Origin of the sequence: Nonomuraea sp. NPDC059023 (assembly GCF_042740095.1) — a bacterium.
In the GTDB taxonomy this organism is placed as follows: Bacteria; Actinomycetota; Actinomycetes; order Streptosporangiales; family Streptosporangiaceae; genus Nonomuraea.
This window is the reverse complement of record NZ_JBHYIO010000021.1, coordinates 1-19,745: the sequence shown is the minus strand read 5'-3', so window position 1 is coordinate 19,745 and position 19,745 is coordinate 1. Positions and strand designations below refer to the sequence as shown.

Sequence of the window (19,745 nt, the reverse complement as noted above, 5' to 3'; positions counted from 1 at the left end):
CGGCGAAAGCGCCCAGCCCGACCGGCCCCGCCGCGGCGCGTTAGGGCCGGGCTGCTGAGGGGATGGTGTGGAGGCGGTCGGTGAAGCGCTTGGCGAACTCCTCGGCGGTGCTCTCCGCGACGGTCCGCGGCCGGTAGGAGACGACCATCCGCAGGCCGCCGTCCTCGCGCGGCCACAGCTCCGTATGCAGCTCAACCGGCAGTTCCAGGTACGGCTGCCGCACGAACGCCGTCCTGAGCCCGCTCAGCGCGAGCCCGGCGGGCGCGTTGTCCTGCAGGGCGAAGAGCGTCTGGTAGATAGGCGGGCGGCCGGTGCGCGGCGGATTCACCAGCCGCAGCACCTCGGGGAAGGGCACGTCCTGGGCGGCGAACGCGCGGGCGACGGCGTTCCCGGTCTCCCTCACCGCGGCCGTGCCGCCGTCCAGCGCGCTGCCGCGCAGGCGGACGCAGAGCATGTTGATGTGGCAGCCGACGGCCCGGTCGAGCGCCGCGCCGTACCTCTGGGCGATGGGGACGCCGACGGCGAAGTCGCGCTGGCCGGTCACCTCGGCCAGGCTGCTCGCGCACAGCGCGAGCAGCGCGGCGAAGCGCGTGACGCCGAGCCGGGCGGCCAGTTCGTCGACCCCGGCCACGACGGCGGGGGCCAGCGGGCTCTCCAGGTGGCGGGGGCCGCGGGCCAGCGGGTCCACCTCGTCGGCGGGCCAGCGCAGTTCGGGGACCGCGGAGAGTTCTTCGAGCAGGTAGTCGCTGTGCTCGTCGAGGCCGGCGGGGACCGGGTGGCGGCGTTGGCGCGGCGCGGGGCCGCAGTGGCCGTGGTTGTAGGCGTCGGCCAGGTCGGCGGCCAGGACGGACTCCGACCAGCCGTCGAAGGCGATGTGGTGGACGGCGGCGCCGAAGACGGCCAGGTCCGGCGCCACGGGGACCAGCGCGGTGCGCCACACCTCGCCGCCGGTCAGCTCCAGCGGGCCGGCCAGGGCGGCGCGTAACGCGCGGACGGCGCTCTCGGCGTCCGGCCGCGCCGGGAGCACCTCCAGGGGTGGGGGCGGGATGTCGGGCGAGGTCCAGGCGGCGGGCCTCGGGTCGGGCAGGTAGACGGCGCGCAGCGGCTCGTGCCTGCGGTGCACGGCGGCCACGGCCGCCTCCAGGGCGGCGCGGTCCAGCTCGCCCTCGACGATCCAGGTGAGCAGGCAGTGGGCGGTGCGGTCGCCGGGCGAGTCCAGGTGCCTGGTCAGGTAGCCGGCCTGCACGGGGGTCAGGGGGACGACGTCGCAGGCGGCCGGGGCGCCGTCCCGGCCGTCCTGGCCCTCGGTGGAGCGCAGCCAGGCGGCCAGGGCGGCGGCGGTGGGGTGGCGGTAGACGCGCGAGACGGGGACGGGCCGCTCCAGGCGGGCCGACAGCCGGGCGCAGATCCGCCCGGCGGCCAGCGAGTCACCGCCCAGCTCGACCAGGGGGACGTCGCGGGGGACGTCCTGCCTGCCGAGGACCTCGCCGAAGACGGCGGCCACGAGCCGGTCGACGGGATCGTCGGAGGCCGCCTCGATGCCGGGTCCGGCTTGGGCCGCGCTGTCCGGCGCCATGGAGAGGAGGGCGCGCTCGTCGAGCTTGCCGCGTTCGGTCACCGGGAAGGCGGGCACGCTCACCACGGCGGCGGGGCGGTGGTAGGGGGCAAGGACCAGGTTCAGGGCGCCGAGTGCCGCGTCGAGCGGGTCGCCGGGGGTTTCCGGCACGCAGAACGCCACCAGGTCGCGGGCGGCGCCACCGTCGCCGGGCCGGGGCAGCACGCGGCAGTGCCGTACCGCGGGGAGGAGGCGTTCGATCTGGCGCTCGATCTCGGCGGGCTCGATACGGTGGCCGCGGATCTTGACCTGGCGGTCGGCGCGGCCGCGGAAGTGCAGCAGGCCGTCGGGGCTCCAGACGCCGAGGTCGCCGGTGCGGTAGACGCGGGTGCGGCGGCCGCCGACCCGCACGTGGGTGAACCTCGCGCGGGTGAGCTCCTCGTCGCCGAGGTAGCCGAGGGCCAGGCCCTCCCCGGCGATGCAGATCTCGCCGGTCTCCCCCACGGCGCAGGGGCGGATGCCGTCCAGGACGTGCACCTGGGTGCCGGGGACCGGGCGGCCGAGCGGGATGCCGCCGGGGCGTTCGCAGTCGGCGGCGGTGACGCGATGGGTGGTGGCGAAGACGGTGCTCTCGACGGGACCGTAGCCGTTGAGCAGCACGATCACCGGGTGCCTGCCGACGAACCTGGCCACGTGCCCGGCCGACAGCCGCTCGCCGCCGATCATGACCTGGCGCAGGCCGTGGAAGGCGTCGACGTCCTCGTCGACGATCATGTTGAACAGGCTGCTGGTGAGCCAGACCGTGTCCGTGCCGTGGGTCTCGACGGCCGCGCGCAGGCAGGCCGCCGACAGGTAGGGCTCCTCGATGATCAGCGAGGTGCCGCCGTTCAGCAGCACCGACCACAGTTCCAGCGAGAAGGCGTCCCATGGGGCCGGCGCGGCCAGCGGCATCACCGTGTGGGCGCCGAAGCGGGCGAACCCGTCGTGCTGGAAGAGCCGGGCCGTGGCCCAGTGCGGGGTGAGCACGCCCTTGGGCCGCCCCGTCGTGCCCGAGGTGAAGAAGACGCACGCGGGGTCGCCGCCGCCGACGGCGGCGGGCCGGTACCCGTCCGGTACGGTGACCGGCCCGTCCGGCGGCGACCACACCGGCAACCCGAGGTCGGGGCAGCCGGCGTCCGGCCAGCACACCACCAGCCCGGCGGCCAGGTCCTCGGTCACCTCGGCGAGGCGGCGCGCGGGCCAGGCGGGGTCGAGCAGCGCGTAGGCGGCCCCCGTCTTCAGTACGGCCAGCAGCGCGGTCACCAGCTCGATGCTTCTCGGCAGCAGGATGGGCACGCGGGCGCCCCTGGTCACTCCGGCCTCCGCCAGCCGGGCCGCCCACGCGTCGGCGGTCCGGTTGAGCTCGCCGTACGTCACGGTGGTGTGTCCCGACACCAAGGCGGGCGCGTCCGGTCGTGACAGTGCCGTCCGCGCGAGCACCTCGTGCAGGCCTTCGCTGAGCGAGGCGCACGGGCGCCCCGTCGTCCAGCTCGAATCTGGCTGCACGGTTTCCACTCCCCTCACCATTCTTGTCAAAAGATTGCCATATGGTTGGCAAATCAGGCAAGCTGTTGCCCGACAGTTCCGGGAGGTGTGCTCATGGCCCGCGACCGATCGCCCGACATCGCCGTGACGGGAATCTCCGCCAGGTTCCCCGGCTCGAAGGACCTCGACGCGTGGTGGGCCGCGCTGACGTCGGGGAAGGTGCTCACTACGCGCTACGACAGGGCCGCGCTGCTGGCCGCCGGAGTGCCGGCCGCGCTGGCCGACGACCCCGGCTACGTGCCCGTGCGCGGCCACCTCGACGGCGCCGACCGCTTCGACAACACGCTCTTCCGGGTCAGCGCCCGCGAGGCGCAGCTCATGGACCCGCAACACCGCCTCATGCTGGAAGCGGCATGGGCGGCGCTGGAGGACGCCGGGGCCGGGCGGCCGGGCGAGGACTCCCGCACCGGCGTGTACGCCTCCAGCAGCGGCAGCGGCTACCTGCGCAGCCTGGTCACCGGCCGTACGCTCGACCCGGCCACGCTCGACCAGGTCATCCACGGCACCGAGCCCGACTTCATGGCCGGCCGCATCGCCTACAAGCTCGGCCTGACCGGGCCCGCCATGGCCGTGCAGACCGCCTGCTCGTCCTCGCTGGTCGGCGTCCACCTGGCCGTGCAGGCGCTGGTCGCCGGCGACTGCGACCAGGCCGTCGTCGTGGCGGCCGGGCTCGGGTTCCCGCAGGCCGGGTACCTGTGCGTGCCGGGCGGGATCCAGTCGGCCGCCGGTTCCTGCCGGCCGTTCGACGCGCGGGCCGACGGCGTGGTCGCCGGGTCCGGGGTGGTCTGCGTGGTGCTGCGGCGGCTGGCCGACGCCTTGGAGGACGGGCCTTCGCCGTACGGGATCATCCTCGGCACGGCGATCAACAACGACGGCGCGGCCAAGGCCGGCTACCACGCCCCCTCCGTGGCCGGGCAGGAGTCCGTGATCAGGTCCGCGCTGCGCGCGGCCGGCGTCGGCGCCGAGTCCATCGGCTACCTGGAGGCGCACGCGACCGGTACCCGGGTCGGCGACCCCATCGAGTGGTCGGCGGCCTCGGCGGCGCTCAAGGGCATGGGCGCCGGGCCGGGGCAGGTGGCGGTGGGGGCGCTCAAGGCCAACATCGGCCACCTCGACGCGGCCGCCGGGCTCGCCGCCCTGGTCAAGGCGTTGCTGGTGGTGCGCGAGGGCGTCGTACCGCCGGTGGCCGGGTTCACCAGGCTCAGCCCGCTGCTGGAGACCGGTGACTCGCCCCTGCGGGTGCCGGCGGAGCTCGCCGCCTGGACCGGGCCGCTGCCGCGCCGCGCGGGGGTCAGCGCCTTCGGCATCGGCGGCACCAACGCCCACGTGGTCATCGAACAACCCCCCGCCCTCTCCCCCCTCGACGGCTCGGGCGGAGAGACCGCGCACCTCGTGCTGGTGTCGGCGGCCGACCGAGAGGCGCTGGACCGGTCGGCGCGTCGGCTCGCGAGCCACCTCGCCACGCGCGCGCCCGATCTGGCCGACGTGTCCTTCACGCTGGCCACCGGCCGGGCGGAGCTGCAGGAGCGGCTGGCGGTGTCGGGGCGCACGGCCGCCGAGGTGGCCGCGGCCCTGCCGGACGGCGCGGCCCGGGGGCGCCGTCCGGCGGACGGCCCCGCTCCGGTCGTCTTCCTCTTTCCCGGCCAGGGCAGCCAGCGTCCGGGGATGGCGGTGCCGTTCGCGCGGTCGCTGCCGGGCTTCCCCGCCGCGCTGGCCGCCTGCCTGGACTGCTTCTCACCGGAACTCGCCGAGCGGGTCGAGCGGGCGCTGCTCGACCCCGCCTTCCCCGCCGCCGGCCTGCGGGAGACCGAGCTGGCGCAGCCGTCGCTGTTCGCGCTGGAGCACGCCGCCGCCACCGCCCTCATGGCCTTGGGGGTACGGCCGGCGTCCCTGATCGGCCACAGCCTCGGCGAGATCACCGCCGCCTGCCTGGCCGGGGTGTTCACGCTGCCCGACGCGGCCCGGTTCGTGGCCGTGCGGGGCAGCGCGATGCAGGGCTGCCCGACCGGGGCCATGATCTCGCTCGGCTGCCCGGAGGCGCAGGCCACGAAGCTGGCCGCCGAAGCCGGGGTGGACCTGGAACTGGCCGCGGTCAACTCGGCCGACTCCTGCGTGCTGGGCGGCACCGTCGCCGCGGTCGAACGCTTCGAGCTCGCCCTGGGCGACAAGGTCTTCCATCGCAGGCTGCGTACCAGCCACGCCTTCCACACGCGTCTGGTCCAGCCCGCGGTGCCGGAGCTGGCGATGGAGCTGACCGACATCCGGCTGCGGCGGCCCGTGCTGCCCTACGCGGCCAACAGCACGGGGCGGGTGATTCCCGCCGGGGTGGTGGTGAGCCCGGAGGCGTTCATCGAACAGGCCCGCCACCCCGTACGCTACGCCGAGGCCATGGCCTCCACCGCCCTGGCGCTGCCCGGCGCGGTCGCGATCGAGATCGGCCCCGGAACCACGCTGTCGGCCCTGGCCGCGAACCTGGTCACCGTACCGCTCTCCCCCGGCCATGCCTCTTCCCACGCGGCCGACGAGGTGCTGAACGCGCTGGGCCGGCTGTGGACCCTCGGCCAGCCCGTCGATCCGCGCGCGCTGTGCGGGGCCGGGCGGCGCGTTCACCTGCCCACCTATCCGTTCGCCGGGCCTCGATGGGTGGCTCCGGAAGCCGCCGCCAAGGAGCTCGACCTCGCCCTGCCTGTTGTCGAGAGTCCCTCCTGGGACGGCGTCCCGGTGGATCGGGCCGGCGACGCGCCCGCGGTGCTTGCCGGGCTCTGGACGGAGTTGCTCGGCCGGTCGGATCTGACGGCCGAGTCCGACTTCTTCCAGCTCGGCGGCGACTCGCTGCTCATCACGAGCCTGGCCAGGAAGGTCAACCAGGAGCTCGGGATCCGGGTGCCGATCCGGTCGATGCTGGCCGGCCGTACGCTCGGGCGGCAGACCACCATCGTGCTCGACCTGCTGGCGGAGCCCGTGGCCGCGGCGGGCCCGTGACCGGTGCTCCGGCGCCTGGCCCTCACATGGGAGGTCACGCGGGCTTGGGAGCTCTCACAGCACCTCCGGCGCCACGCTGTGGTCGTGGCCCCATTCCGCCATGCGCCGGCCTTGCCATGCGTGTGCCCAGGACCTTGCCACGTGGGTGCCCTTGGAGCCCGGCGGGGTTCGGCGGTGGTCTTGGCCAAGACAGCGCCCGCGCGGCCTGGGGGTGGCGGCGCGGGCGCTGGGTGGATGGCTCCGCAGGACTGCCTGCGCGAGCGCGTGGGCGGGTCGACGCGCGCGTGCGGCGTCGGCCTGCGAAAGCGATCCAGGAGTGGCGATCCAGGTGTGGCGGCGATTCGGGTGTGGCGGTGATTCGCGGCCGGCCGGGGAGGTACACGGCCGGGTGGGGCTTACGGCCAGTCGATCTCCACGCCTTCTGGCAGCGTGGCGGCGACCCGCGAGAGGTCGGGTTGTACGGCGGGCACCCTGGAGGCGCCCGGCTCCCGCGACGGGTCGGCGTGCGTGTCGGCCGGAGTGATCCTGGTCTTCATGTCCCTGCTCCCTCGGGCGAAGACACCTGTGAGGAGCGCCATGAGGGCGGTGGCCATCGCGATACCGAAGTATCCCCCTGAGGACACGCGATGCTCCCGGGTACGGCTACCTGTCGCGGCGGCGGGGAAGGCGCAGGGGTCCTGGACACGGATCCCGGTCGCGGAACGCGGCTTGTGCGGACCTTCCATCGGAACCCCCGAATGGCAACTGCACCCGAATTTCACAGGAAAAGTTAAGTTTTCTCGCGCCCCCGGCGCGCGGGCCCGGGATCCGATCAGCGATGTGCATCGTCCCGGGCCTTTTCCCGAATGCGACGGCGTTCTGCCGGCGATTCAGAAAGGTCAGCCCCAGCCATTCGTGTCCTTGTCGGCCGTGGTCGTGTTGGGCGGCGCCGCGGCGTAGGCGGCGGAGGACACGGCGGCGACAGAAGAGAAAGCGGCGGCGCTGATGATGATCGGAAGGGCGATTCGCTTGGCCATCGTGGTGATCATTGTTCTTCCTCCTTCTGGTATTTCCTGAAGCGCTTGCTTCGCTTTTGATTCTTGACCGCCGCAATGCCGAAATCGAGGTTTTCAGGTGTCAGCACCCTGCAATGGCAGGACCGTGTCAAAGAGCCCGATAATAGGGCATGCGAATATGCCGGGCCGATTGAACGCGCACTTAACGCAAGGCGAAAGCGCGCCCAATGGTCCGGGAACGTCCCGCCACCCCGGCGGGCCGAATGAGGTTCGGAAATCGCTATCCACGACCGAGGTCGTCGAGTATGGAATTCCACGCGAGGTCGAAGCCCTCGGCCAGGCATCCGTCCAGGACGGCCTCGCCCCTTCCCGTGCCGACCTCCATCTCGGGCGACATCCAGGCGGCCATGGCGGCCAGCTCGGCGCTCACCCGGCCGGGAAAGCCCGGCAGGCCGGCCAGCCTGCCGATGAACACCACCAGTTCCGGCCGGGTGATCGCCGAGACCGCGACGAGGAGCCTGGCGGTCAGCACCGCCATCTCCGCCACGATCCGCAGCGCGTCCTCGTGTCCCCGCTCGGCGTCTTCGAGCAGGTCGTCCAGCGACAGTTCGCCCAGGCCACGGGTGGCCAGAACGCGTTCCAGGTCCGTCTGGACGGGGCCGTCGGCCGGCCGTTCGCACACCCGGGGTTCGGCGGCGCCCGACATGCGGCCGGCGAGCGTCAGCGCCTCGGGGACGCAGACGGGCACGGGCGAGGCCTGAAGCCGGCCGTCCACGACCAGGCCGATCTCGATGGAACGGCCGACCGCGACGTAAACCATGTCCCTGGCCGCCCGCCGGTCGCTGTTGCGGTACTTGTAGAGCATCTCCATCTCCACCGCCCGCCTGGCCAGGTAGTTCGGCCCGAACAGGCGGCCGAGCGCGCGGTCGACCGCGGCGTGGCAACTGGTGCCCTGCGGACTGGGCGCCACCTCGCACGGCGGCGCGGAGAAGCCCGCCACCACCCACGTGAGGTCCTCGCGGGCGATGCCGGCCTGCTTGCAGACCAGGTCGACGGTGCGTATGAGGTCGTCGAAGCACTCGGCCTCGTTCTCGCCGCGCAGCGCGGAGACGCGGGTGACCCGCGTGTCGCCGTCCAGCCGGGAGACCGCCCATTTCGCGACGCCGTCGCGGACGTCGACGCCCATGACCCAGCCGGCCTCGCGCCGCACGCGGAAGAGGGTGGCGGCCCGCCCGGGACCGCCGTCCTGCTTGCCGTGGCGCTCGACCAGGCCGTTGTTCTCCAGGTTCATGACCGCCGAGGAGACCGTCGGCTTCGACAATCCGGACACCCTGGCCAGTTCGGCCCGCGAGACCCGGCCGAGGTGGCGGATCAGGTCGAGGACGTAGCGCTCGTTCATCTGGCCGATCACGGTGGGACCGACGCCCCGCACCCTGGTCGAAGGACGCTCAGTGGCGCCGTTTTCCGGGAACTGCGGGACCGGCACCGCCGCCCAGTCGGAAATGATGATGTCCTCCGCCTGGTCGACGATCGTGGCCATGCACTGCGTTATGACCCAATCACCGCGCCCGGCCGCGTCCAGCGCCTGCTGGCAGATCTCGACGGCCTTGGCCTCCGCTTCCAGAAGCGTCGCCTGCAGGAGGAAAAAGACCACGTTCATGCCGTCTGGCTCGGCTCTCACGTGGAAATGCTCCAGGCCGCTGGCGCGGCCGACGAAGCTCCGAAGGGAGAGTTCGAACCGTTCTGCGTTCGCTCCAGGTGACCGCCCGCTCAATCGGGCCGTGACGATGTACACTATTCATCAATCCCTGATTAAAACCGCAGCACTTTCTCCCAATCGATCTCCATAAGTATATGGCGGCAAATAATTGAAGGGCAGCATGCTGCCGTGTCATGAAGCTGCGGTGGCAGGGTGCTGCCAGCCTCCCCTGCCCCGACCGGCCTGCCGTACTCGCACGAACACACTCTGTGAGGGTGAGCGGGTAGAGGACGACATCAGCACCCACGGCGGGTCTGACGGGCCCGGCGCGCAGCACGCCGGGCGGGCGGTGGATCAACGGCTTACCAGCGCAAACGGAGCCCGCGGCCGCCCGCTTATCTGGACCTCCTATTTCTCACCGCGGTAAAGCACGAGCCGGGCTCGCCAAACTGAGAAAAAGTGGCCAAAGGAAAGGGCCATGTCAAGATTGCCAAAGTAGAATCCCCACGGGAGACTCAACGTCCAACGATGCCCGTTGGCAGCTTCGGGAGGCGGCGTGTTCGAGTCCATAGGTTTGGGCCCAGACGCAGCTACGTTGTACAGCGCAATCCTTGACAACCCCCAGTACGGAGTGAACGACCTGGCGAACCTCCTCGGCTGGCCGCCGAGACGAGTGCGCCACATCCTCGACGAGCTTGCCGAGTTATCGCTGGTACGCCCGTCGTGGGAACATCCGGAAACCCTGCTGGCGGTGACCCCCGCGGTGGGGTTCTCCACTCTCCTGGCCCGCCAGGAGCAGGAGCTTCTCCAGCGCCAGCAGGAACTGGCCGCCAACCGGCGGGCGGTGATGGAGCTCATCGAGCAACATTCGAGACAGCGTGCGGCCCAGCACCCCGAGGTCGACCATTTGACCGGCCTCGACGAGATCCGCACTCGCATCGAAGAACTCGCCAACACCTGCCAGACCGAGCTGATGGCCTTCGCGCCCCGCGGCGCGCAGACCAGGGAGGCCATGGAAGCCAGCCGCCCGCTCGATCAGGCCGTCCTTGACCGCGGCGTCCTCATGCGGACGATCTACGTGCAGAGCATCTACAACGACAGCTTGACCCTTGAGTACGCCCACTGGCTGACCGAGGCCGGCGCGCTCGTGCGCACCTACGGGGCGCTCTCCCAGCGGCTGCTCATCTACGACAGGGAGAGCGCGCTGGTGCCGGTCAACCCGGAGGAGGAGACCATGGGGGCCGTCCTGATCAGGGGGACGGGGATCGTCAACGCGCTGTGCGAGCACTTCGAGTCGGTGTGGGAGAACTCCGCCGAACTCGGGGCCGGGCAGCCGCGCCGCCAAGGAGAGGAGCTGACCGCGCAGCAACTGGCCGTACTGCGCCTGCTGGCAGACGGCCACACCGACGAGACCATCGCCCGCCGCCTCGGCGTCTCCATCCGGACCACGCGCCGGATCACCGCCGAGCTCATGACACTCCTGGGGGCCCGCAGCCGCTTCCAGGCCGGCGTCCGCGCCACAGAACGCGGCGTCCTCCGCTCCGACCCCTAGCCCATCCGAGGCCCGGTCCGCGTCTCACGCCAGACCGCGCCCCACCCGGAACCCCGCTCTCCCGGTCCTCGCCTCACCGGGTCGGCGGCGGATCCCCCTTTCGCCGGGTCTTCGCACCATCCCAAAAGCCTCCGCCCCGCCCGGGCCGCCGCACGCCCACGGGGAAAGCCCCTGCGCGCCCCACCGCCATGCCCAAAGTGTTGAAACCCGGCTGACACGCGCCCGGGGCCTCAGCGCGCACTGGCCGCAGACGCCAAGGCAAAGCCGCGGGACATACGGCCCTATGCCCGGCTGCACGGCCTCCCCGACCTCGAAGCGGGTCGGCCGAGGAGGGATGCCGTGGGCGAGCTCGTCTCGTTCTCCCCGGTCGCGATGCTCACGCCGGTTCCTCCACGGTCTCGGCCAGGGGCCGGGTCACGGGCGGGGCCAACTCGTCGGCCGGCACGAAGCGGTGCCCGCGCTCCAGCAGGCCCTCGATCAGCGCCGGCAGCGCGGCCACGGTGTTCGAGCGGTCGCCGCCGCCGTCGTGCAGCACGATGACCGAGCCGGGCCGGGTGCGCTCCAGCACGTCGGCGGCGATCTTCGCAGGCTCCGGCATCGTCCAGTCGGCGGCGTCGACGTCCCACAGCACGGTGGTGACGCCGTGGTCGCCGAGCCAGCCGACGACCTCGGGGCTGCGCGCGCCGTACGGCGGGCGGAAGTAGCGGGTCGGGGTGCCGCCCGCGCCGTCGATCGCCTCGTTGGTGCGCTCGATCTGCTCTTCGAGCTGCGATCGGGTGAGGTCGGGAAGGAAGGCGTGCGACCAGGTGTGGTTGCCGATCAGGTGACCGGCCTCGGTCATGCGGGCGATCTCCTCGGAGTGCGCCCCGGCGTGCAGGCCGACGCAGAAGAAGGTGGCGGGCACGCCGTACCTGTCCAGGACGTCGAGGACGCCTCCTGTGTACGGCGGGTGCGGCCCGTCGTCGAAGGTCAGGGCGATGCCGGTGTGCTCGCGCGAGCCGTTGCCGAACCAGCGGCCGGCCCGCTTGAGCGGCTGCTCGGCGGCGACGCTGCGCGCGATGCCGGCCTGGAGCTCGTCCAGGCGGCCGGTGAGCGTGCCGCCGGAGATGCCGAGCCTGGTCAGCTGTGTCAGGTCGCGCCTGGCGGTGTCGGCCAGGGCGCGCGCGGGCACCGAGGCGAGGACCGGCCGCCGGGCGAGCATCCAGGGGTCGGCGCGGTAGACCTCGAGCCCGGCGGCCATGAGGCTGCCGTCGAGGACTCCGTTGGTGCTTTCCACCACGGCCACGAGGGACTGCTCCGGCGCCCGGGCCAGGCGGCGCAGGTAGGCGACGATGCCGTCGCGCTCGTCCGCGGCGAACCTGGCCGGGGGGCGCGCCCCCCGCCCCCGCAGGGGCCTGAACACGACTTCGTAGCCGGCGGAATCCCAGGAGACTCCGGCATAGAGCATCACGTTCTGCCGCCCTCCATGCTTGCCCGTTGTTGCCTAAACGTTGCCATAAATTGCCATAAGTGGCAATGTTGCTCCCACGGCCCCGAGGATCGAAGAACGCCCAACCCTTGGACGAGGCGAAGAACCGCCCGCGCGGGCGTAGGTGAGCACGATCTCACCTACGCCGCCCTGAAGGCGCAGGCCGGGCGCGGTACTTGCCAAGCCGTCAGGGCGCTGGGCCGCCCCGCGCGTCGTCAGCGTCTCCAGCACCGCCGTCAGGCTCGCGACCCTGCCCGACGCCCTGAACCGGCGCCCTGGTGACGCGTCACAGCCGAAGCTCCTCCAGTTCCCTGACCGCCTGGTCCATGTCGTCGGCGACCCCCTGGCTGAGCAGCCGCTTGTACAGGGCCTCGCCGCCGACGCCGAAGCGGCGGATCTCCCTGGCCCGGGCGCTCATCCTGGCCCGGATCTCCTCGACGATCGGGCCCGCCTCCCCGGCCCAGCCGTACGACTCCAGGAACATCCGCAGCCGGTGCGGCCGCGCGGCGAAGTCCGTGAAGCCCTCCGACGCGGCCACGCGGCGGGCGTGCAGCGGCACCCACCCCAGTGCCGTCCACGCCAGGTCCGACTGGACGGTGGTCGGGCCGGCGAAGTCCCAGTCGAAGAACCCGACCAGCCGTCCCGCCGACCAGGCGGCGTTGAACGAGCTCGCGTCGTTGTGCGCGATGATCATGCCGGGCGACCAGCGCACGCCCGTCCGCCATTCGGCGTCAGGAGGCGGCACGAAGTCGGCGACGGCCTCGTGGTAGTCACGCAGCCACCAGGCGACCTGGCGCAGCGTGTCCTCGGTGCGCGTCCACTCGGGCCAGACCCGGCGCACGCCCATCGTCTCGCCTTCCAGATACGTGAGGACCTCGCGGCCCTCGGAGTCGATTCCCAGGACGCGCGGCGCCCCCTCGAATCCCTTGCCTTCCAGATGTCTCAACAGCGCGTGAACCGTCCGGGTCCAACGCCTGACCGTCCTGCGAACCGTGCCCCCCACACGAACAGCACCACCGTCATTGCCGCCCTCCAACAGACCTCCCCTCAGGAACACCCAGACGATTGTCCGTTCCGTCACCACGCGCGACAAGAGCAACGCGGCGCGCGTTCGCGCGGGTGATCGCCCAGGTGATCACGGGCGGCCTTCAGGTGGCGGACCTGCGGCGTCCGGCGCGCGAAGATCCGGCCGGTGCTTTACGTGGGGGTGCCAGGGGGCTAGCGTCGAAAATGATCCTGCAACAGGAGTGAGGGATGTTCTCGATCACACTCACCGCCGCGGCGCGCGACGCGCTGCGCCCGGATGAGGTGATCTTCTTCGAGTGGCACGGCATCGGCGTGTGCTGCGCGCACGACGGAGAGTTCTCGGCCCGGCCGGTACGCCGGGCCCGGCTCCCCCGCCGCGCACGGCAACTCGGCGACGATCCCGCCTTCGCTCTCCCCGTCGCCTGGATGCACCTCGCCGGGCACGCGGTCACGATCGACTGCCACACGTGGGGGCGCTGGCGGCGCTTCACGACCGACCTCCCCTGCCTAGGAGGGACCGTCCGGTGAAACTGCGATCCATACTCATCTGGACAGCCGTCGCCGTCGTCGGCGCCGTCGGCTGGGGAGTTCTCGCCCTGTCGCGGGGTGAGAACGTCAACGCGATCTGGCTGCTGGCCGCGGCGCTGGGCTCGTACGCCATCGCCTACCGCTTCTACGCCCGCTTCATCCTGCGCCGCGTGCTCGGCGCCGACGCCCGGCGCGCCACGCCGGCCGAGCGGCTCAACAACGGCATCGACTACCACCCGACCGACCGGCGTATCTTGTTCGGCCACCACTTCGCCGCGATCGCCGGGGCCGGACCGCTGGTCGGGCCGGTACTGGCGGCGCAGATGGGCTATCTGCCGGGCACGATCTGGATCGTCGCCGGCGTCATCTTCGCCGGCGCCGTCCAGGACATGGTGATCCTGTTCTTCTCCATGCGCCGCAACGGCAAGAGCCTCGGCCAGATGGCCCGCGACGAGATCGGCCCGATCGGCGGCGCCGCCGCGCTGATCGCGGTCTTCGCCATCATGATCATCTTGCTGGCGGTGCTCGCGCTGGTCGTCGTGGGCGCGCTGGCACGTTCGCCCTGGGGCACCTTCTCGATCGCGATGACCATCCCGATCGCCTTCTTCATGGGCTTCTACCTGCGCAAGCTACGGCCGGGCCGGGTCGTCGAGACGACGGTCATCGGCGTCGGCCTGCTGCTGCTGGCGATCGTCGCCGGCGGCTGGGTGCAGGAGTCGAGCTGGGCGGAGACGTTCACGCTCAGCCCGTCGGCGCTGTCGCTGTGGCTGATCGCCTACGGCTTCGTCGCCGCCGTGCTGCCGGTCTGGATGCTGCTCGCGCCCCGCGACTACCTGTCGACGTTCATGAAGATCGGCACGATCGTGCTGCTCGCGATCGGCGTCGCGATCACCATGCCGGTGATGCGGACGACGGCGTTCACCGACTTCGCCTTCAGCGGCAAGGGCCCGGTCTTCGCCGGGTCGCTGTTCCCGTTCGTCTTCATCATCATCGCCTGCGGGGCGCTGTCGGGCTTCCACTCCCTGATCTCCTCGGGCACCACGCCCAAGATGATCCAGAAGGAGACCCAGGTCCGGATGATCGGCTACGGCTCCATGCTGATGGAGTCGTTCGTGGCGGTCATGGCCATCACCGCGGCCTGCATCCTGAGCCCCGGGCTGTACTTCGCCATGAACTCGCCCGCCGGGGTCGTCGGCGCCACGGTCCAGACGGCCGCCGAGGCGGTGTCGAACATGGGCTTCGTCATCACTCCCGAACAACTCCAGGCGGCGGCGCAGGCCGTACAGGAGGAGACGCTCATCGCCCGGACGGGAGGTGCGCCGACGCTGGCGGTCGGCTTGTCGCAGATCTTCTCCGACTTCATCGGCGGGCCGGGGCTGCAGGCGTTCTGGTACCACTTCGCGATCATGTTCGAGGCACTGTTCATCCTCACCACCGTGGACGCCGGCACCCGCGTCGGGCGCTTCATGCTGCAGGACACGCTCGGCAACGTGTGGAAGCCGATCGGCCGCGTCAGCTGGTGGCCCGGACTCGTCGGGACCAGCGCGGTGGTCGTGGCGGCCTGGGGCTACTTCCTCTACCAGGGCGTCAACGATCCGCTCGGCGGCATCAACCAGCTCTTCCCGTTGTTCGGCATCGCCAACCAGTTGCTTGCGGCGGTGGCGCTGACCGTGGCGACCACGCTGCTCATCAAGAGCGGGCGGCTGAAATGGGCGTGGGTGACCGGTGTGCCCCTCGCCTGGGACGTCGCGGTGACGCTGACGGCCAGCTACCAGAAGGTCTTCTCCAGCGACCCCGGGCTCGGCTTCTTCGCCCAGCGCAACCGCTTCCAGGCGGCGATCGATCAGGGACAGGTCCTGGCCCCGGCCAAGACGCCCGAGGCCATGCGGCAGATCGTCGTCAACTCGACCGTCGACGGGATCCTGGCGGCGTTGTTCGCGGTCCTCATCATCATCGTGCTGCTGGACGCGATCCGCGTCTGGGTGCGGGCGATCAGGTCGCCCGAGCCGCTGCCGAGCACCGAGGAGCCGTTCGTGGAGTCCAAGCTCGTCGAACCGGCCGGGCTGATCGCCACCCGCGAGGAGAAGGAGCTGATGGCCGCCTCAGCCGCGGAGAAGGGCTGAGACCCGGTCGCGGATCCCGGGGGTGTCCAGGCCGCGGATCGTGAGGGTGGTGCGGCGCCGTACGACGTCGTCGACGGTCGCCGCCCACTCGCGCTCGCGCGCGTAGACGACCTGCGCCCAGATGTCGGGCCCGTCCGGATGGATGCGCTCGCCCAGCACCGGGTCCTGCTGGATCAGCCGGGCCAGGTCGAAGGCGAGCGAGCCGTAGTGCGTGGCGAGGTGGCGGGCGATCAGCGGGTCCATCCGCGCGTCCGGCTCGCGGTCGGTGAACAACCGCATCGCGACCGCGTCGGGACTGGCCATCCCCGGCAGCGGTACGGCCGGCAGCACCTTGGCGTGGTCGCCGCCCAGCACCTTCGACAGGGTCTCGAACACGTGCCTGCCGATGTGCCGGTAGGTCGTCCACTTGCCGCCGGCCACCGACAGCATGCCGCCCCTGCCATAGGTCAGGACGGTCTCCCGCTTGGCCGCCGTGACCCGGCCGGGCCCGCCGGGCAGCACGCGCAGCCCGGCGAAGGTGTAGGTGATGTCCTGCCTGGACAGCCCGGTGACCGCGTGGCCGGCCTCGTCGAGGATCTGGCCGACGTCGGCGTCGGTGGCGCGTACCTGCCCGGGGTCGCCGGTGTACTCCTCGTCGGTGGTGCCCAGCAGCAGGTGGTCCTCCCACGGGATGGCGAAGGACACGCGGTACTTGTCGATCGGCGTGGTCAGCGCCGCCTTCCACGGCTCGCGCCGGCGCATGACCACGTGCGCGCCCTTGGACAGCCGGATGCTCGGCTCGGCGGCCTCGTCCTCCATCCGGCGCAGCTCGTCCACCCAGGGGCCGGTGGCGTTGAGCACCAGGTGGGCCTGGACGCCGAACTCCGTGCCGTCGAGCCGGTCGCGCAGCTCCGCCCCGCACACGCTGCCCCGGCTGAAGCGCAGCCCGGCCACCTCGGCGTGGTTGAGCACGACCGCGCCCGCCTCCACCGCCGCGCGCACGGTCATCACCGCGACCCGGCTGTCGTTCATCTGGTGGTCGCCGTAGACGGCGGCGGCGCGCAGGCCGTCCATGCGCAGTTCCGGCACCAGCTCCTGGGCCTTGCGCGGGCCGACGATCCGGCCGAGCGAGGCCGACAGCGCCGAGTACAGGAACACGCCCGCGCCCAGCTTGGCCGCGCCGTGCGGCCCGCCCTTGTACACGGGTACGACGAAGTCGAGCGGCTTGACCAGGTGCGGGGCGATGTCGGCGGCCAGGGCGCGGCGTTCGCGGTGGTTCTCGGCGACGAGCTTGAGGTTGCCGGTCTGCAGGTAGCGCAGGCCGCCGTGGACCAGCTTCGACGACGCGCTGGAGGTGGCGCCGGCGAAGTCGCCCGCGTCCACCATGGCCACGCGCAGCCCCGCCTGGGCGGCCATCCAGGTGACGGAGGTGCCCAGGATGCCGCCGCCGATGACCAGCAGGTCGAACACGGCCCTGGAGAGCTCCTCCCGCGTCTGCTCGCGGCCGGCTCCCGTGACGATCATCATGACTTCTCCACCCAGTCGAGCGTGCGGGCGACGGCCTTGTTCCAGTCGCGGTACTCGCGCTCACGCCGGCCGGGGTCGATCACCGGCCGCCACTCGGCCGCCTTGTGCCAGTTGGCGCGCAGGGTCGCGAGGCCGTCCCAGTAACCGGTGGCCAGGCCCGCGGCGTAGGCGGCGCCCAGCGCGGTGGTCTCGGCGACCACCGGCCTGATGACCGGCACGTCCAGCACGTCGGCGAGGGTCTGCATGAGCAGGTTGTCGGCGGTCATGCCGCCGTCCACGCGCAGGCCGGTCAGCGCGAGCCCGGCGTCGGCGTTCATCGCCTCGACGACCTCACGGGTCTGGAAGGCCGTCGCCTCCAGGACGGCCCGCGCCAGGTGCCCCTTGTTGACGAAGGCCGTCAGCCCGGCGATGACCCCGCGCGCGTCGCCGCGCCAGTGGGGCGCGAACAGGCCGGAGAAGGCGGGCACGAAGTAGCAGCCGCCGTTGTCGTCGACCGTCTTGGCGAGCGTCTCGATCTCGGCGGCGCTGGAGATCAGGCCGAGGTTGTCGCGCAGCCACTGCACGAGGGAGCCGGTGACGGCGATGGCGCCTTCGAGCGCGTACGTGGCGGGGCCGTCGCCGAGCTGGTAGCCGACGGTGGTGAGCAGGCCGTGCCGGGAGACGACGGGTTTGGCGCCGGTGTTCATCAGCAGGAAGCTGCCCGAGCCGTAGGTGGACTTGGTCTCGCCCGGCTCGAAGCAGGTCTGCCCGAACAGGGCGGCCTGCTGGTCGCCGAGCGCGGCGGCGACCGGGATGCCGCGGAAGTGCCCGTAGACCTCCGACGACGGCCGGATCTCGGGGAGGATCGCCCGCGGCACGCCGAGCGCGGCGAGCAGCTCGTCGTCCCAGGCCAGCGTGTGGATGTTCATCATCAGAGTACGGCTGGCGTTCGTCACGTCGGTGACGTGCCGGCCGGTCAGCTTCCAGATGAGCCAGCTGTCCACCGTCCCGAACAGGATCTCGCCCCGCTCGGCCCGTTCGCGCAGTCCCCGGTCGAGCATCCAGCGCACCTTGGGCCCGGAGAAGTACGTGGTCAGCGGCAGCCCAGCGCGCTCGCGGAAGATCTCGCCGTCCATCCCGGCGATGAGCTCGTCGGTGCGGGTGTCCTGCCAGACGATCGCCGGGCAGACCGGCTCGCCCGTCCGCCGGTCCCACAGCACGGCGGTCTCGCGCTGGTTCGTGATGCCGAGCGCGGCGATCTCCAGCCCGTCGACCGCCTCGGCCAGCACACCCTGGACCGCCGTCCAGATCTCGGCGGCGTCGTGCTCCACCCAGCCGGGGCGGGGGAAGATCTGGCGGTGCTCGCGCTGGGCGACGGAGATGATGTTGCCGTCGTGGTCGAACACGATGCACCGGCTGGAGGTGGTGCCCTGGTCGATGGCGGCTGCGTACACGGGGAAGCCTCTTTCCACGATGTTCGACAATGCCGAACGCTCGGCAGAATCGTACGGGGTCGGGGGCGGATGTTTCAACGGGCCAGATCGCGGGTGATGGCGCGGGCGGCGTCGCGCACGTAGGAGACGTAGCGCATGTCCAGCGCGCCGTCCCTGGTCAGACGCTCAACGGCGCCCCGGATGCCGATGGCGCCCACGACGACGCCGCTGGGATCCTTGATGGGCGCGGCGACGGAGACCTCGCCCTCCTCCAGCTCCTCCAGCTCGGCGGCCCAGCCCTGGGATCTGACCAGGTCGAGCCCGTCCTCGTCGGACTCCTCGTAGGGGTCGTGGGCCAGCAGGACCTTGCCGAGCGCGGTGGTGCGGGCCGGCAGGTACGCGCCCACCTGCAGGACCTGCATGCTGTCGTCCGGCCGGAAGACGTGGTGGATCACCAGGACCTGGCCCTCGTGCAGGGTGCCGATCCACACGCTCTCCCTGCTGCGCCCGGCCAGGCCGTCGGCCCAGTTGAGCGAGCGGCCGCGCAGCTCGTTGACGTCGAGGTAGCTGCTGCCCAGGTGGAGCAGGGTGGCGCCGAGCCGGTACTTGCCGGTGGCGGTGTCCTGCTCCACGAAGCCGACGTGCACGAGGGTGCGCAGGATGCCGTGGAGCGTGCCCTTGGGCAGGGCCGTGGCCCTGGCCAGCTCGGCCACGCCCAGCTGGCGCGGCCCCGCGGCCAGGAGCCTGAGGATGGCCGCGGCCCGCTCGACCGACTGGATCGTCTCTCCCACGGTGCCGACGATAGCGCCTGTTCGGGATTGTCGAACAGCTAGCCCGCATTCTTGATGAAGACGATCCCCTCGGCGTCGTGGTCCGGCTCCAGCGGAATGTAGCGGTAGTCGGTGCTGATCCGGGGCACCGGCTTCACGCCCGTCGCCGCCAGCGCCCTGGCGTCCACGACCAGGCGGTCCCCCGGCACGGCGGACAGGATGCCTTCGATCGTGTCCGGCCCCGGCGGCTCCATACCCGGCCAGCGACCGACTCCGGTGGCGAGGAAGGCGTAGCCGTCGCCCAGCCGCGCCTGCGTCATCGCCCCCGCGCTCCACCACGCCACCGGCGTCTCACCCAGCCGCATGGTGCTCCGCTCGCGCTGCAGGTGCCGGTTGTGGGCGTAGACGAGCGTCGGGCCGCGGCGGGCCTCGTGCTCGGCGATCGCCAGCAGGTTGTCGGCCATCATGGCGTCGCGCAGCCCCGTCAGCCGCGGCAGCCGGTCGGGCGTGTCGTCGGCCACCGCCGCGTGGTAGCGCAGCAGGCC

14 protein-coding genes are annotated in these 19,745 nt (G+C 71.9%); 4 read left to right on the top strand and 10 right to left on the bottom strand.

Features of this window, described 5'->3' with window-relative positions; translation table 11 throughout:
* Positions 1–40: 40 nt before the first annotated feature.
* Positions 41–3,109 carry an amino acid adenylation domain-containing protein gene (locus tag ACFWYW_RS31780; protein ID WP_379617939.1) on the bottom strand — a complete coding sequence of 1,023 codons (3,069 nt, stop codon included), beginning with the start codon at positions 3,107–3,109 and terminating at the stop codon, positions 41–43.
* 84 nt (positions 3,110–3,193) lie between these two features.
* Here ACFWYW_RS31780 and ACFWYW_RS31775 point away from each other — a divergent pair, with 84 nt between their 5' ends.
* A complete protein-coding gene (locus ACFWYW_RS31775) occupies positions 3,194–6,121 on the top strand; it encodes a type I polyketide synthase (RefSeq protein ID WP_379617941.1) in 2,928 nt (975 codons plus the stop codon).
* 395 nt (positions 6,122–6,516) lie between these two features.
* On the opposite strand, the gene ACFWYW_RS31770 is transcribed toward ACFWYW_RS31775, so the two are convergent.
* The 3 genes from ACFWYW_RS31770 to ACFWYW_RS31760 form a co-directional block, all read right to left on the bottom strand.
* Positions 6,517–6,657 (bottom strand): hypothetical protein, encoded by a 141-nt coding sequence (locus ACFWYW_RS31770; RefSeq protein WP_379617943.1) that lies wholly within the window; start codon positions 6,655–6,657, stop codon positions 6,517–6,519.
* 342 nt (positions 6,658–6,999) lie between these two features.
* On the bottom strand, positions 7,000–7,149 hold the full coding sequence (locus ACFWYW_RS31765) for a hypothetical protein (protein WP_379617945.1): 150 nt from the start codon (positions 7,147–7,149) through the stop codon (positions 7,000–7,002).
* A gap of 247 nt (positions 7,150–7,396) precedes the next feature.
* Positions 7,397–8,797, bottom strand: coding sequence for a MarR family transcriptional regulator (locus tag ACFWYW_RS31760; RefSeq protein WP_379641132.1), 1,401 nt, complete (start codon positions 8,795–8,797; stop codon positions 7,397–7,399).
* A 613-nt stretch (positions 8,798–9,410) separates the two neighbouring features.
* Here ACFWYW_RS31760 and ACFWYW_RS31755 point away from each other — a divergent pair.
* A complete protein-coding gene (locus tag ACFWYW_RS31755) occupies positions 9,411–10,367 on the top strand; it encodes a helix-turn-helix domain-containing protein (protein WP_379617951.1) in 957 nt (318 codons plus the stop codon).
* 376 nt (positions 10,368–10,743) lie between these two features.
* Here the strand turns inward: ACFWYW_RS31755 and ACFWYW_RS31750 are convergent, their stop codons facing one another.
* Positions 10,744–11,814, bottom strand: coding sequence for a polysaccharide deacetylase family protein (locus tag ACFWYW_RS31750; RefSeq protein ID WP_379641142.1), 1,071 nt, complete (start codon positions 11,812–11,814; stop codon positions 10,744–10,746).
* Positions 11,815–12,121: 307 nt separating this feature from the next.
* The gene (locus ACFWYW_RS31745; protein ID WP_221340622.1) at positions 12,122–12,781 is read right to left on the bottom strand and encodes a phosphotransferase; all 660 of its coding nucleotides are present in this window, start codon (positions 12,779–12,781) and stop codon (positions 12,122–12,124) included.
* A 308-nt stretch (positions 12,782–13,089) separates the two neighbouring features.
* Here ACFWYW_RS31745 and ACFWYW_RS31740 point away from each other — a divergent pair, with 308 nt between their 5' ends.
* Both ACFWYW_RS31740 and ACFWYW_RS31735 read left to right on the top strand, forming a co-directional pair.
* The gene (locus tag ACFWYW_RS31740) at positions 13,090–13,389 is read left to right on the top strand and encodes a hypothetical protein (protein ID WP_379617953.1); all 300 of its coding nucleotides are present in this window, start codon (positions 13,090–13,092) and stop codon (positions 13,387–13,389) included.
* Entirely contained in the window at positions 13,386–15,512 is a 2,127-nt protein-coding gene (locus ACFWYW_RS31735) for a carbon starvation CstA family protein (RefSeq protein ID WP_379617955.1), read from the top strand. The genes ACFWYW_RS31740 and ACFWYW_RS31735 overlap by 4 nt, the downstream gene beginning before the upstream one ends.
* Here the strand turns inward: ACFWYW_RS31735 and ACFWYW_RS31730 are convergent.
* From ACFWYW_RS31730 to ACFWYW_RS31715, 4 genes are all read right to left on the bottom strand, one after another.
* Positions 15,492–17,018: a glycerol-3-phosphate dehydrogenase/oxidase gene (locus ACFWYW_RS31730; protein ID WP_379637543.1), complete on the bottom strand. Its 1,527-nt coding sequence runs from the start codon at positions 17,016–17,018 to the stop codon at positions 15,492–15,494. The two genes, ACFWYW_RS31735 and ACFWYW_RS31730, sit on opposite strands and share 21 nt — an antisense overlap.
* On the bottom strand, positions 17,015–18,451 hold the full coding sequence (glpK, locus tag ACFWYW_RS31725) for a glycerol kinase GlpK (RefSeq protein WP_379617959.1): 1,437 nt from the start codon (positions 18,449–18,451) through the stop codon (positions 17,015–17,017). Before glpK ends, ACFWYW_RS31730 begins: the two co-directional genes overlap by 4 nt.
* A gap of 74 nt (positions 18,452–18,525) precedes the next feature.
* Entirely contained in the window at positions 18,526–19,221 is a 696-nt protein-coding gene (locus tag ACFWYW_RS31720) for an IclR family transcriptional regulator (RefSeq protein WP_379617961.1), read from the bottom strand.
* A gap of 38 nt (positions 19,222–19,259) precedes the next feature.
* Positions 19,260–19,745, bottom strand: a 486-nt coding sequence (locus ACFWYW_RS31715; RefSeq protein ID WP_379641130.1) for an erythromycin esterase family protein, incomplete at its 5' end; no start/stop codon positions are given.